Source organism: Massilia sp. DJPM01, assembly GCF_030348125.1.
Taxonomy (GTDB): Bacteria; Pseudomonadota; Gammaproteobacteria; order Burkholderiales; family Burkholderiaceae_D; genus Telluria_A; species Telluria_A frigida.
The window spans coordinates 229606-242283 of the sequence record NZ_JAQOZV010000003.1 but is presented as its reverse complement, the minus strand read 5'-3'; the positions used below and the strand labels follow the sequence as shown (position 1 = coordinate 242283).

23 protein-coding genes are annotated in these 12678 nt (G+C 57.8%); 21 read left to right on the top strand and 2 right to left on the bottom strand.

All coding sequences use genetic code 11. The annotated features are described in order from the left end of the window. Nucleotides 1-27 precede the first annotated feature (27 nt). A complete protein-coding gene (locus PO883_RS03760) occupies nucleotides 28-1362 on the bottom strand; it encodes a VWA domain-containing protein (RefSeq protein WP_289308539.1) in 1335 nt (444 codons plus the stop codon). Nucleotides 1363-1611: 249 nt separating this feature from the next. After that, a complete protein-coding gene (locus PO883_RS03755; protein ID WP_289308538.1) occupies nucleotides 1612-2187 on the bottom strand; it encodes a TerD family protein in 576 nt (191 codons plus the stop codon). A gap of 254 nt (nucleotides 2188-2441) precedes the next feature. On the opposite strand from PO883_RS03755, the gene PO883_RS03750 reads away from it, so the two are divergent. The 21 genes from PO883_RS03750 to rplO all read left to right on the top strand — a co-directional run bounded on the left by PO883_RS03750 (nucleotide 2442) and on the right by rplO (nucleotide 12671). Continuing rightward, nucleotides 2442-2945, top strand: a complete 504-nt coding sequence (locus PO883_RS03750; protein ID WP_289308537.1) for a hypothetical protein — start codon at nucleotides 2442-2444, stop codon at nucleotides 2943-2945. A gap of 414 nt (nucleotides 2946-3359) precedes the next feature. Then, entirely contained in the window at nucleotides 3360-4016 is a 657-nt protein-coding gene (rplC, locus tag PO883_RS03745) for a 50S ribosomal protein L3 (protein ID WP_166870758.1), read from the top strand. A gap of 2 nt (nucleotides 4017-4018) precedes the next feature. Then, entirely contained in the window at nucleotides 4019-4639 is a 621-nt protein-coding gene (rplD, locus tag PO883_RS03740) for a 50S ribosomal protein L4 (protein WP_126077555.1), read from the top strand. Further along, nucleotides 4636-4953 (top strand): 50S ribosomal protein L23, encoded by a 318-nt coding sequence (rplW, locus tag PO883_RS03735; RefSeq protein WP_054265822.1) that lies wholly within the window; start codon nucleotides 4636-4638, stop codon nucleotides 4951-4953. The genes rplD and rplW overlap by 4 nt, the downstream gene beginning before the upstream one ends. Continuing rightward, the gene (gene rplB / locus PO883_RS03730) at nucleotides 4953-5780 is read left to right on the top strand and encodes a 50S ribosomal protein L2 (protein WP_054265823.1); all 828 of its coding nucleotides are present in this window, start codon (nucleotides 4953-4955) and stop codon (nucleotides 5778-5780) included. Before rplW ends, rplB begins: the two co-directional genes overlap by 1 nt. Before the next feature lie 9 nt (nucleotides 5781-5789). Next, the gene (gene rpsS / locus PO883_RS03725) at nucleotides 5790-6065 is read left to right on the top strand and encodes a 30S ribosomal protein S19 (protein ID WP_054265824.1); all 276 of its coding nucleotides are present in this window, start codon (nucleotides 5790-5792) and stop codon (nucleotides 6063-6065) included. Further along, complete coding sequence (rplV, locus tag PO883_RS03720; RefSeq protein ID WP_181002795.1) at nucleotides 6062-6394, top strand: 50S ribosomal protein L22; 333 nt, start codon at nucleotides 6062-6064, stop codon at nucleotides 6392-6394. Before rpsS ends, rplV begins: the two co-directional genes overlap by 4 nt. Before the next feature lie 9 nt (nucleotides 6395-6403). Next, the gene (rpsC, locus tag PO883_RS03715) at nucleotides 6404-7252 is read left to right on the top strand and encodes a 30S ribosomal protein S3 (RefSeq protein ID WP_289308536.1); all 849 of its coding nucleotides are present in this window, start codon (nucleotides 6404-6406) and stop codon (nucleotides 7250-7252) included. 2 nt (nucleotides 7253-7254) lie between these two features. Continuing rightward, the gene (gene rplP, locus PO883_RS03710; protein WP_054265827.1) at nucleotides 7255-7674 is read left to right on the top strand and encodes a 50S ribosomal protein L16; all 420 of its coding nucleotides are present in this window, start codon (nucleotides 7255-7257) and stop codon (nucleotides 7672-7674) included. Nucleotides 7675-7686: 12 nt separating this feature from the next. Beyond that, nucleotides 7687-7878, top strand: coding sequence for a 50S ribosomal protein L29 (rpmC, locus tag PO883_RS03705; RefSeq protein ID WP_054265828.1), 192 nt, complete (start codon nucleotides 7687-7689; stop codon nucleotides 7876-7878). Next, a complete protein-coding gene (gene rpsQ / locus PO883_RS03700) occupies nucleotides 7875-8147 on the top strand; it encodes a 30S ribosomal protein S17 (protein ID WP_054265829.1) in 273 nt (90 codons plus the stop codon). The genes rpmC and rpsQ overlap by 4 nt, the downstream gene beginning before the upstream one ends. Before the next feature lie 455 nt (nucleotides 8148-8602). Next, nucleotides 8603-8971, top strand: a complete 369-nt coding sequence (rplN, locus tag PO883_RS03695) for a 50S ribosomal protein L14 (RefSeq protein ID WP_008444317.1) — start codon at nucleotides 8603-8605, stop codon at nucleotides 8969-8971. A gap of 9 nt (nucleotides 8972-8980) precedes the next feature. Beyond that, entirely contained in the window at nucleotides 8981-9295 is a 315-nt protein-coding gene (gene rplX / locus PO883_RS03690) for a 50S ribosomal protein L24 (RefSeq protein ID WP_099873836.1), read from the top strand. A gap of 6 nt (nucleotides 9296-9301) precedes the next feature. After that, a complete protein-coding gene (gene rplE, locus PO883_RS03685) occupies nucleotides 9302-9841 on the top strand; it encodes a 50S ribosomal protein L5 (RefSeq protein ID WP_054265831.1) in 540 nt (179 codons plus the stop codon). A gap of 4 nt (nucleotides 9842-9845) precedes the next feature. Continuing rightward, the gene (gene rpsN / locus PO883_RS03680; protein ID WP_054265832.1) at nucleotides 9846-10151 is read left to right on the top strand and encodes a 30S ribosomal protein S14; all 306 of its coding nucleotides are present in this window, start codon (nucleotides 9846-9848) and stop codon (nucleotides 10149-10151) included. A 14-nt stretch (nucleotides 10152-10165) separates the two neighbouring features. After that, nucleotides 10166-10561 carry a 30S ribosomal protein S8 gene (gene rpsH, locus PO883_RS03675; protein ID WP_054265833.1) on the top strand — a complete coding sequence of 132 codons (396 nt, stop codon included), beginning with the start codon at nucleotides 10166-10168 and terminating at the stop codon, nucleotides 10559-10561. Nucleotides 10562-10573: 12 nt separating this feature from the next. Further along, entirely contained in the window at nucleotides 10574-11107 is a 534-nt protein-coding gene (gene rplF, locus PO883_RS03670; RefSeq protein ID WP_099873837.1) for a 50S ribosomal protein L6, read from the top strand. Between the two features lie 11 nt (nucleotides 11108-11118). Beyond that, nucleotides 11119-11481 (top strand): 50S ribosomal protein L18, encoded by a 363-nt coding sequence (gene rplR / locus PO883_RS03665; RefSeq protein ID WP_054265835.1) that lies wholly within the window; start codon nucleotides 11119-11121, stop codon nucleotides 11479-11481. A gap of 12 nt (nucleotides 11482-11493) precedes the next feature. Beyond that, on the top strand, nucleotides 11494-12012 hold the full coding sequence (gene rpsE, locus PO883_RS03660; RefSeq protein ID WP_054265836.1) for a 30S ribosomal protein S5: 519 nt from the start codon (nucleotides 11494-11496) through the stop codon (nucleotides 12010-12012). Nucleotides 12013-12022: 10 nt separating this feature from the next. After that, complete coding sequence (gene rpmD, locus PO883_RS03655) at nucleotides 12023-12211, top strand: 50S ribosomal protein L30 (RefSeq protein ID WP_054265837.1); 189 nt, start codon at nucleotides 12023-12025, stop codon at nucleotides 12209-12211. 28 nt (nucleotides 12212-12239) lie between these two features. Beyond that, the gene (gene rplO / locus PO883_RS03650) at nucleotides 12240-12671 is read left to right on the top strand and encodes a 50S ribosomal protein L15 (RefSeq protein ID WP_054265838.1); all 432 of its coding nucleotides are present in this window, start codon (nucleotides 12240-12242) and stop codon (nucleotides 12669-12671) included. Nucleotides 12672-12678 lie beyond the last annotated feature (7 nt).

The window sequence follows — 12678 nt, the reverse complement described above, 5'->3', positions numbered from 1 at the left end:
TGAATCGTGATTGTTGCTGCTGCTATTTTAGGGAAGCAGCCGGTGTTGTTTTGCCAGCGTTATCCAGCCCGGGTATTCTGCCATGAGCAGGTCGTACAGTTCGGCGTCGGAATGTTCGTCGGGCGAGCTGACCGAAAAGTAGCCGGCATTGTCGACCAGGCGTCCGGAGAGCTCGTCGAGCTGTTCCAGGAAGGGGAAGTCGGAGTCGGCGAACTGGAGCAGTTTCTTGCTTTTCGATTTCTTGCCCTTGCCGATGCCCATGAATTGCCAGAAGATCGGTTCGTAGCTAGCCCAGCGCAACTGTTTCTCGGTGAGCGGCTTGTCCGAGGTGCCGCCATCGGTGACGAACATGACGAATACCGGCAGCGGCGCCGCCACTGCGCTCTTGCGCTCGCCGCCCTGGGAATCCGGAAAGTAAAAGCGGCGCACCGCTTCCATCGCGCGGCCGTAGCGGGTGTCGCCTTCGAGCGGGTGGGCTTCGACGACGTCGCGGATGTAGGCGCGCGCGTTGCCGAGGTTCATGGGCGCCGGCTGGTGCACCTTGGAGCCGAACAGGAAGACATCGATTTCGCCATCGTCGTCGAATTTGCAGCCCAGGGCCAGGATGCGGTCGGCGAATTGTTGTACCAGGCCCTTGCGGTAGAGCGTGCCCATGGAGCCGGAAATGTCGAGCACCAGGGCGACCTTGGCGCGGTGGCTGGCCAGGCCGACTTTTTCCAGCGAGACGGTGGCGTGCTTGACCAGGCTGACCAGGTGGGGCGCACTGCTGGCGATGCGCTTTTCGAGCGAGACGCGGCCCGCTTCGGCGGGCGGGCGGGATGCCGGGGCGGCGGCCGGCGCGGGGGCGGCCACGGCGCCGCCGAAGTGGGCCACCAGCGCGTCGAGGCCGCCGTTGAAGCCCTGGCCGACGGCCATGAAGCGCCACTGGCCATCCTTGCGGTACAGGTTGCCGAGCATGATGGCGCGTTCCTGGGCGAAATCGGCGCCGGAAAAGGCGAAGCGCGCTTTTTCTTCGGTGCCGGCGAGCAGGCGCAGGTAGCCGCTGGAGAGCTGGGACATGGTGCCGTCGCCATCGACGCTGGCGGTGATCGCGAGCTGGTCGATGTTGGCGGGCAGCAGGCGGGTATCGATGCGGAAACCGAGCAGGTCGCCGGGGATCTCGATCAGCTCGGCGCCGCCGCAGGGCGTGCGCGGCTGGTTGAAGAAGGTCATGTACGACTCATCGAGCAGCTTGCCGTCGGTGCCCAGGCCGAAGCAGGCGAAGTCGAGCCGCAGGCCAGCGGCGTTCAGGCCGATGTCGAAGGTGCCGTTGGGAGCGATGCCGGCCAGCGGCAGGCGCTGCCCGCGTGATAAGTTTTCCATGGTGATCCGCGATCAGGTAAAAGGAAGAGTCGGGTAAACGGCCACGGTATTGTGGCCGGCACCTCAAAACCGTCGTTCCTGCCATTGGCAGAAACGACGGGCTGGGGAACAGGAGCGACGGGGGAGGGATGGCGGCCCGGCACGCTCACGGGCCGCACTCATGCATACGCATCCCCCACACGTCACAACGCCCGCAAGGCGCCGCCCTGAAGCAGCCATCCTTGCGGGCGCGGACCAGCGGGTCGTGCTTTAGGCGTTGACGCCGAACGACTTGGCCAGTGGCCCCAGGCCGCCCTTGAAGCCCTGGCCAATGGCCTTGAACTTCCATTCCGCGCCGGCGCGATACAGCTCGCCGAAGATCATCGCCGTTTCGGTCGAACCGTCTTCCGACAGGTCGTAACGGGCCAGTTCCTTGTCGCCATCGGCGTTCAGGCAGCGGATGTACGCCTTGCCGACCATGCCGAAGTTCTGCTTGCGCGTTTCGGCTTCGTGAATGGTCACGCAGAACGATACCTTGTCGATCTCGGCCGGCACCGCGCTCAGGTCGATGCGCACCTGCTCGTCGTCGCCGTCGCCCGCGCCCGAGGTGTTGTCACCGCCGTGCACCAGCGAACCATCGCTCGATTTGAGGTTGTTGTAGAAAATGAAGTCGGCGTCGGCGCGAACCTTGCCGTCCGCCTTGAGCATGAAGGCGCTGCCGTCGAGGTCGAAGGCGCTGCCGTCGGTCGCGCGTGGATCCCAGCCGAGGCCGATGACGACCTTGGTCAGTCCCGGCGCTTCCTTGCTCAGGTTGACGTTGCCGCCTTTTTGCAAACTGATTGCCATGTATAACTCCTTGTAACGGGTTGAGGGCACTTCACGCCAACGCAGTGGCGCACGATAATAAAATTACAGTGTTGCAATTTCCGGTCGTAATATACAACGTGCTTGCCAGCCTGTATATGGGCGCACTTGATTGGTAGGCAAGTCTTAAATTTTTGTTTTGAGGTTTTCCGGTCACGCCAGCTGGGCGTTGCTGGACAGAAATCAGCGCTGGCCGTAAACTGGACCCGTTACCTCGAAGCTATGCCGCCCCGTCCATGACCCCAGATCTTGCTATCCGCCGCTCCATCCGCAAGGTCACGCATGCCGACTTTGCCGCCTATCCCATCTGGGAATGGGCGATCGACGAGGAGGTCAACCTGGGCAATGGGGAGTCGTTCGTGCGCCCGACCAGCCTGGACGCGGTGCCGCTCGACCCGTTGGGTCATTATATTGTGGCCGCCAACACCACCTTGAGCGATGGCGTGATCCTGCCGTCCTGCGTGGAGGTCAGCACGCGCGGCAAGAAGCAGCATGTCGAGCCGATGTTCGTGTTCCTGCTGGACCGGCACCTCGATTTTGCCGGGATCGAGACCACCGCGCTGCTGAGCAGGTATACCAAGCGCGTGAATATCTATCCGGTGCGCTGGGAAATGGCCGTGCCGATGGCGGGCGAGACGCGCCTGCGCACCGGCCGGGTCCGGCGCAGCTGGTGGGAGCGGCTGGCGCAGTTCTGGCTGCGCTTGCGGATCGGGTCGGGCGGGCAACCGCTGGCAAGGTAGCTCGCCAGAGCGCCAGCCTCCAGGCTGTCGTTCCTGGCATTGCCAGAAACGACTTCCCGCGCCAAGGCGGCACTCGGCGGGAACCCACGTTTTGCGATGAGCCGGTGGCGGGCGGTACGGACTTGGGTTCCCGCCTGCGCGGGAACGACGGATCATGAGATAGCGAAACCCCCAGGTTTTACGCGTTTCGCCACGCATTTGACCCCGTAAAACACCCCGCTTGCGCCCCTCGCAACACCTCCGCATCCGCCGCTGCACAACACATCGACATAACCCCAACTAAGTTGTTGCGTCAAGCCTTTTTGCATGCTATCCTAGCCGGCTTCGGTATGGATTCGTGTGTTTTTGAATCTGTCCTTTACTTGGTAGTTAAACAGTCAGCCCCGCCCAATCGCAGGTGGGAATGGAGAAAAAATGAGCCTAGGCCTTCTCGGTCGCAAGGTTGGAATGATGCGCATCTTTACGGATGAAGGGGACTCGATCCCTGTCACCGTTCTGGACGTGTCGAACAACCGTGTCGCACAAATCAAAACCCCTGAAACAGATGGTTACTCCGCTGTTCAGGTCGCATTCGGTCAACGTCGCGCTTCCCGCGTGACCAAAGCTGTCGCGGGTCACCACGCCAAAGCTGGCGTCGAAGCAGGCACCATGTTGCGCGAATTCCGCGTTGACGCTGGTAAAGCTGCCGAACTGAAAGCTGGCGACGTTGTTGCTGCTTCCCTGTTCGAAGTCGGTCAGAAGATCGACGTCCAAGGCGTCACGATCGGTAAGGGTTACGCCGGCGTCATCAAGCGTTACCACTTCGCTTCCGGCCGCGCAACGCACGGTAACTCGCGTTCGCACAACGTGCCAGGTTCCATCGGTATGGCGCAGGATCCAGGTCGTGTTTTCCCTGGTAAGCGCATGACCGGTCACCTCGGTGACGTGAATCGTACCGTACAGAATCTCGAAATCGCCCGTATCGATGCCGACCGTCAGCTGTTGCTGGTCAAAGGTGCCGTACCAGGTGCGAAAAATGGTCAGGTGATCGTTTCGCCAGCCATTAAATCCAAAGTTCAGAAGGGAGCTTAATTATGGAACTCAAGCTTCTGAATGAGCAAGGTCAAGCAGGTTCGAACGTCGCCGCAGCCGATACCGTTTTCGGTCGTGACTACAACGAAGCCCTGATCCACCAGATCGTCGTCGCTTACGCTGCCAACGCACGTAGCGGTAACCGCAAGCAGAAGGATCGTGAAGAAGTTCACCACACGACCAAGAAGCCATGGCGCCAAAAAGGTACCGGCCGCGCGCGTGCTGGTATGTCGTCCTCGCCACTGTGGCGCGGCGGCGGTCGGATTTTCCCGAACTCGCCTGACGAAAACTTCACCCACAAAGTGAACAAGAAGATGTACCGCGCAGGTATCTGCTCGATCTTGTCGCAACTGGCACGCGAAGAGCGTCTGGTCGTGGTCGAAGGCATCAATCTGGATGCGCCAAAGACCAAGCTGCTGTCGCAAAAGCTGCAGGGCATGGGCCTGGAATCGGTCATGATCATCACCGACAAGCTCGAAGAAAACCTGCTGCTGGCATCGCGTAACCTGCCGAACGTGCTGGTTGTCGAGCCGAAGCACGCTGATCCGATGTCGCTGGTGTTCTACAAAAAAATCGTGGTCACCAAAGCAGCACTGGCCATGATCGAGGAGATGTTCGCATGAGCGGCGTAATCAAATTTTCCGAAGAGCGCCTGATGAAGGTGCTCCAGGCGCCAGTCATTTCCGAGAAGGCCACCATGGTCGCGGAAAAGAACGAGCAGATCGTGTTCCGCGTATTGCCGGATGCGACCAAGCCTGAAATCAAGGCAGCCGTTGAACTGTTGTTCAAGGTTGAAGTGCTGTCGGTGCAGACAGCCAATCGCGAAGGTAAGCAAAAGCGCTCGGGCCGTTTCAATGGCCGTCGCAACCATACCAAGCGTGCTTTCGTGTGCCTGAAGCCTGGCCAGGAAATCAACTTCTCCGAGGAGGCTAAATAATGGCACTCGTAAAGATGAAACCAACCTCACCAGGCCGTCGCGGCATGGTGAAGGTTGTGAACCCGGACCTGTACAAAGGTCGTCCGTTCGCAGCCCTGGTTGAAAAGAAATCGAAAACTGCCGGCCGTAACAACAACGGTCACATCACCACCCGCCACATCGGCGGTGGTCATAAGCAGCACTATCGCCTGATCGACTTCAAGCGTCAGAAGGATGGTATTCCGGCAAAGGTCGAGCGTATCGAATACGATCCAAACCGTACCGCGAACATCGCCCTGCTGTGCTATGCAGACGGTGAGCGCCAGTACATCATCGCAACCAAGGGCATGTCCGTTGGCGATTCGGTGATGAATGGTTCGGAAGCGCCTATCAAGTCGGGCAACTGCCTGCCTATCCGTAACATCCCAGTCGGCACCGTGATGCATTGCGTCGAGATGCTGCCAGGTAAAGGTGCCCAGATGGCACGTACCGCCGGCGCTGGTGTTGTTCTGATGGCGCGCGAAGGTACCTACGCTCAAGTGCGTCTGCGCTCGGGTGAAGTACGCCGCGTGCACATCGAATGCCGTGCAACGGTTGGCGAAGTCGGTAATGCCGAGCACAGCCTGCGCAAGATCGGTAAAGCTGGCGCGATGCGCTGGCGCGGTGTTCGTCCTACCGTTCGCGGTGTGGTCATGAACCCGGTCGATCACCCGCACGGTGGTGGTGAAGGTAAAACCGCAGCTGGTCGTCATCCAGTGTCGCCTTGGGGCCAACAGACGAAGGGTAAGAAGACGCGCCGTAACAAGCGTACGACTTCGATGATCGTCTCGCGCCGCGGCAAGAAATAAGGATAAGACATGACACGTTCATTGAAAAAAGGGCCGTTTATCGACGCCCACCTGGTGAAAAAAGTCGAAACCGCGCAAGCGAACAAAGACAAGAAGCCAGTCAAAACCTGGTCGCGCCGTTCGACGATCTCGCCAGACTTCATCGGCCTGACGATCGCAGTGCATAACGGCAAGCTGCACGTGCCGGTATACATCTCCGAGAACATGGTTGGTCACAAGCTCGGCGAATTCGCACTGACCCGTACGTTCAAGGGCCATGCCGCTGACAAGAAGGCGAAGAAATAATGGAAACCAAAGCTATCCTCAAAGGTGTGCGCCTGTCCGACCAAAAAGGTCGTCTGGTTGCCGATCTGATCCGTGGCAAGAAGGTTGATGCAGCACTCAACATCTTGCAGTTCAGCCCGAAAAAAGGTGCAACGATCATCAAGAAGGTTCTGGAGTCCGCGATCGCGAACGCCGAGCACAATGATGGCGCTGACATCGACGAGCTGAAGGTCGTCCAGATCTACGTTGAAAAGGGTCCTATCCTGAAGCGCTTTACTGCACGCGCTAAAGGCCGGGGTGATCGCATCTCAAAACAATCCTGTCACATCTACGTGACTGTCGGCAACTAAGGGGTCACGATGGGACAGAAGATTCATCCAACAGGCTTTCGCCTGTCAGTAACCCGTAACTGGGCATCGCGTTGGTACGCGGGCAATGGTAACTTTGCCCAAATGCTGAACGAAGATCTCAAGGCACGTGCGTTCCTGAAAAAGAAACTGAAGAACGCTTCGGTTGGCCGCATCGTGATCGAGCGTCCTGCCAAGAACGCGCGCTTCACGATCTACAGCTCGCGTCCAGGCGTGGTCATTGGTAAAAAAGGCGAAGACATCGAAGTACTGAAGTCGGCGCTGACCAAGATCATGGGCGTTCCTGTGCACGTGAACATCGAAGAAATCCGCAAGCCGGAAATCGACTCGCAGCTGATCGCCGATTCGATCTCGCAGCAGCTGGAAAAGCGGATCATGTTCCGCCGCGCCATGAAGCGCGCGATGCAAAACGCCATGCGTCTGGGTGCCCTGGGCATCAAGATCATGTCGTCGGGCCGCTTGAACGGTATCGAAATCGCACGTAAAGAGTGGTATCGCGAAGGCCGCGTGCCTCTGCACACCCTGCGCGCCGATATCGACTACGGTACCAGCGAAGCAGCAACGACCTACGGCATCATCGGCGTCAAGGTCTGGGTATACAAGGGTGACCGCGCGCCAAATGGCGATGCACCAGTCATCGATACCCCGGCTGACGAGAAGAAGAGCCGCGGTCCGCGCCGTGACGATGGCAAGCCAGCAGGCCGTCCGCGTCCAGCCGGTGCTCCAGGCCGTCCAGGTTCAACCCCATCTGGCGCTCCAGTCGTCCGTGCTCGTCCTGCAGTCGCAGTGAAGAAGCCGGAAGCGGCTGCTGCTGCACCAGCTGAGAAAGCAGGAGAATAATCATGCTGCAACCAGCACGCAGGAAGTATCGTAAAGAGCAGAAAGGCCGTAACACCGGCATTTCGCACACACGCGGCACCGCTGTCTCGTTCGGTGAATTCGGTCTGAAGGCAGTTGCCCGCGGCCGTATCACAGCACGTCAGATCGAAGCAGCTCGTCGTGCCATGACCCGTCACATCAAGCGCGGTGGTCGTATTTGGATCCGTATTTTCCCGGACAAGCCAATTTCGAACAAGCCAGCTGAAGTTCGTATGGGTAACGGTAAAGGTAACCCGGAGTACTACGTCGCTGAAATTCAGCCAGGCAAGGTACTGTACGAAATGGACGGCGTCGATGAGACGCTGGCCCGGGAAGCGTTCCGTCTGGCCGCCGCCAAACTGCCACTGGCGACGACGTTTGTCATCCGCCAAGTCGGCCAATAAAAGGAGTCGTATATGAAAGCAACAGAACTCCGCGGCAAAGACCAGGCAGCTCTCCAGAAAGAGCTGAATGATTTGTTGAAGGCACAGTTCGGCATGCGCATGCAAATCGCTACGCAACAGCTGAGCAACACTTCGCAACTCAAGAAGGTACGCCGCGACATCGCGCGTGTGAAGACTGTTATGAACTCGAAGGAAGCCAAATGACCGAAACTACTAAAGTCGCCCTGAAGCGCACCTTGGTCGGTAAAGTGGTTTCCGACAAGATGGACAAGACTGTTACCGTCCTGATCGAGCGTCACGTCAAGCACCCTTTGTACGGCAAGATCATCATGCGTTCGAACAAGTATCACGCGCATGACGAGACCAACTCGGTCAAGACCGGCGATACGGTCGAGATTCAAGAAGGTCGTCCGATCTCGAAGACCAAGGCTTGGACCGTGACCCGTGTCGTGCAAGCGGCGCAGGTAATCTAAATCGTTGCGGGACAGGGCATGGTTCATCGCCGTTGCCCTGTCCTCAACTGATCAGATAGGTTGCGGGACAGGGCATGGTTCATCGCCGTTGCCCTGTCCTCAACTGATCAGATAGGTTGCGGGACAGGGCATGGTTCATCGCCGTTGCCCTGCCCTCAACTGACTAGGTCCAGCTTAGCAGTGCCAGTAGTGCCGGATGGGGGTGTCGCATTTTTGTGCGGCAGCCAGCTTCCGGATAAAAGTTCTTGCGGGCCCGCCAGTATTGTGTGATACTAGCGGGCTTCGTTCATGTAACGCCGCATTATTAGTCACCCCGGTGGCGCGGCCTGCAACGAAAGTTTTTGGAAAGTCCATCACCCAATCAATCGACCCAGCAGGGGAGGTTGGCGGGACCAAGACTGACCGCAGGCCCACATTGTGGGGATTCTTCGGCTTAAGTTGGGAAAGAGAATACTATGATTCAAACTGAAAGCCGGCTCGAAGTAGCCGACAATACCGGTGCCAAGGAAGTCATGTGCATCAAGGTATTGGGCGGTTCCAAGCGCCGTTATGCTGGCATCGGTGACGTGATCAAGGTAACCGTCAAGGTTGCTGCGCCACGCGGCCGTGTCAAAAAAGGTGAAATTTATAACGCTGTGGTTGTGCGTACCGCTAAAGGTGTGCGCCGCCAAGACGGCTCCCTGGTGAAGTTCGACGGCAATGCTGCTGTTTTGCTCAACGCCAAGCTCGAGCCGATCGGTACCCGGATTTTTGGACCAGTCACGCGCGAACTGCGCACTGAAAAGTTCATGAAGATCGTGTCCCTGGCACCTGAAGTCCTGTAAGGAGTCGTAATGGATAAGATTCGTAAAAACGACGAAGTCATCGTTCTGACCGGGAAAGACAAGGGCAAGCGCGGTGTTGTTCAGCAACGTATCGATGCTGAGCATGTCGTGGTTGAAGGCGTCAACGTCGCTAAAAAAGCGACCAAGCCGAACCCAATGACCGGTGTAACTGGTGGTATCGTCGACAAGACAATGCCGATTCACGTGTCCAACGTTGCATTGTTTAATGCAGCGACTGGCAAGGCAGACCGCGTGGGCTTCAAAGACGTAGACGGCAAGAAAGTCCGCGTTTTCAAGTCCTCCGGCGAAGTAGTGAAGGTTTAAGACATCATGGCCCGTCTCCAAGCATTTTATAAAGATAAGGTCGTTGCCGACCTGGTTGCCAAATTTGGCTACAAATCGGCAATGGAAGTGCCGCGCCTGACCAAGATCACCCTGAACATGGGTGTTGGTGAAGCAATCGCCGACAAGAAGGTTCTCGAGCACGCTGTCGCCGATCTGACCAAGATCGCCGGCCAGAAGCCAGTGACCACCAAGTCGCGCAAGGCAATCGCGGGTTTCAAAATCCGTGAAGGCTATCCAATCGGTACCATGGTCACCCTGCGTGGTGCCCGTATGTACGAATTCCTGGATCGCTTCATCACCGTGGCCCTGCCGCGCGTGCGTGACTTCCGTGGCGTCAATGGCCGTTCGTTCGATGGCCGTGGTAACTACAACATCGGTGTCAAGGAACAGATCATTTTCCCTGAAATCGAGTACGACAAGATTGACGCGTTGCGCGGTATGAATATCAGCATCACGACAACCGCCAAGACCGACGACGAAGCGAAAGCTCTGCTCGCCGCCTTTAAATTTCCGTTCAGAAACTGAGATCATGGCAAAACTAGCACTGATTAACCGCGAACAGAAGCGTGCAGACCTGGTGGAGAAATTCGCCCCGAAGCGTGCCGCTCTGAAAGCCATCATCGACGACCAGTCTAAGTCGGAAGAAGAGCGCTATGAAGCCCGTCTGAAGTTGCAGGCATTGCCGCGCAACTCGGCCCCGACCCGCCAGCGTAACCGCTGCGCCGTGACCGGCCGTCCACGTGGCACATTCCGTAAATTCGGTCTGGCCCGTATCAAGCTCCGTGAATTTGCCATGCGTGGTGAGATTCCGGGTATGACTAAAGCAAGCTGGTAATAGGAGAATATGCAATGAGTATGAGCGATCCTATCGCCGATATGCTGACCCGCATTCGCAACGCACAAGGTGTCCAAAAAACGACCGTGGCCATGCCATCGTCGAAAGTTAAAGTAGCGATTGCTGTCGTCCTCAAGGACGAGGGTTACATTGAAGATTTCGCCGTCACCGCAGCTGGTGGCAAGGCGGAACTGAAGATCGGTTTGAAGTATTACGTTGGCCGTCCCGTCATCGAGCGTTTAGAGCGTGTGTCCCGTCCGGGCCTGCGCGTCTACAAAGGCAAAGATGACATCCCTACCGTGATGAATGGCCTGGGTGTGGCGATCGTGTCGACCCCGCAAGGCGTCATGACGGACCGCAAAGCACGCGCCACCGGTGTCGGCGGCGAAGTTATTTGCTACGTGGCTTAAGGAGTATCGACAATGTCCCGAGTAGCTAAAATGCCGATCGCTGTCCCAGCTGGCGCCGATGTGGCGATCACTGCAGCAGCGATCACCGTCAAGGGCCCGTTGGGCACCATGACCCAGGCCCTGAACGGCCTGGTAAAAGTAGAAAACAACAATGGCACGCTGAGCTTCGACGTCGTCGATGACAGCCGTGAGTCGAACGCGATGTCCGGCACCTTGCGTGCCCTGGTCAACAATATGGTGACCGGCGTGACCAAAGGCTTCGAGAAGAAGCTGTCCCTGGTCGGCGTGGGCTACAAAGCCCAAGCCGCCGGCGACAAGCTGAACCTGTCGCTGGGTTTCTCGCACCCTGTTGTGCACTCGATGCCAGCAGGCGTGACTTGCGCCACCCCAACCCCGACCGAAATCATCATCAAGGGTATCGATCGTCAACAGGTTGGTCAGGTCGCTGCAGAAGTGCGCGCTTACCGCTCCCCTGAGCCTTACAAAGGCAAGGGCGTCCGCTATGTGGACGAAGTGGTTAAGCTTAAAGAAACCAAGAAGAAATAATAGGGCTGACCATGGACAAGAAAGAATCACGTCTGCGTCGTGGACGCCAGACCCGCATCAAGATCGCGGAACTGAAAGTAAATCGTCTGTCGGTACATCGTACCAACCAGCACATTTACGCCAACCTGATCAGCCCGGACGCGAAAATCCTGGTCTCGGCGTCCACCGCCGAAGCCGAAGTTCGCGCCGAGCTGGCAGGCAAGTCCGGCAAGGGTGGCAATGCCGCCGCTGCCGCACTGATTGGCAAGCGCGTCGCCGAGAAAGCACTGAAAGCAGGGATTACCGAAGTTGCGTTCGACCGCTCCGGTTTCCGTTACCACGGCCGTGTGAAGGCGTTGGCAGAAGCCGCGCGTGAAGCCGGTCTGAAGTTCTAAGGAAGAATCGTCATGGCAAAAATGCAAGCGAAAATGCAAAGCGACAAGCCGGATGATGGCATGCGCGAAAAGATGATCGCGATCAACCGCGTGACCAAAGTGGTCAAGGGTGGTCGTATCATGGGTTTTGCAGCACTGACCGTTGTGGGCGACGGCGATGGCCGTATCGGCATGGGCAAGGGCAAATCGAAAGAAGTGCCAGTGGGCGTGCAGAAGGCAATGGAAGAAGCCCGTCGTAACCTGATCAAGGTTCCTCTGAAGAACGGTACTTTGCACCACACAGTAACCGGCCGTCACGGCGCATCGAAAGTAATGATGATGCCTGCCAAGCCTGGTACCGGCGTCATCGCTGGTGGCGCAATGCGCGCTATCTTCGAAGTCATGGGCGTAACCGATGTCGTGGCGAAATCCACGGGCTCGTCGAACCCATACAACCTGGTCCGCGCTACCCTGGACGGTCTGTCGAAAATGAGTACTGCTTCCGATATCGCTGCGAAACGCGGCAAGTCGGTTGAAGACATTCTGGCTTAAGGCGGACAAAATGACACAAGCTACCAAAACAGTCAAAGTTCAGTTGGTCATGGGCCTGATCGGCACGCGCGAATCGCATCGCGCTACCGTTCGCGGCCTGGGTCTGCGTCGCGTCAACTCGGTTTCCGAGCTGGAAGACACCCCTTCGGTGCGCGGCATGATCAACAAAGTTTCGTACCTCGTTAAAGTTGTTTCGTAAGCCTTCGGGCTTATGAACGGAGAAAACAATGGAATTGAATACAATTCAACCAGCTGAAGGCGCCAAGCATTACAAGCGCCGTGTAGGCCGTGGTATTGGTTCGGGCATCGGTAAAACCGCTGGCCGTGGCCACAAAGGTCAGAAGTCGCGTTCGGGCGGTTTCCACAAGGTCGGCTTCGAAGGCGGTCAGATGCCTCTGCAGCGCCGTTTGCCTAAGCGTGGTTTCAAGTCGCTCAATGCAACGTTCAAGGCTGAAGTGCGTCTGTCCGACTTGAACAACCTGGCGGTCGGCGATGTCGACATCCTGGTGCTCAAGCAAGCAGGCGTTCTGCAAGTGCTGGCGCGCGATGTGCGCGTGATCCTGTCCGGCGAGATCACCAAAGCGGTGAACCTCAAGGGCTTGAAAGTAACGGCAGGCGCGAAAGCGGCCATCGAAGCAGCTGGCGGCACGGTAGCGTAAGTTGCAG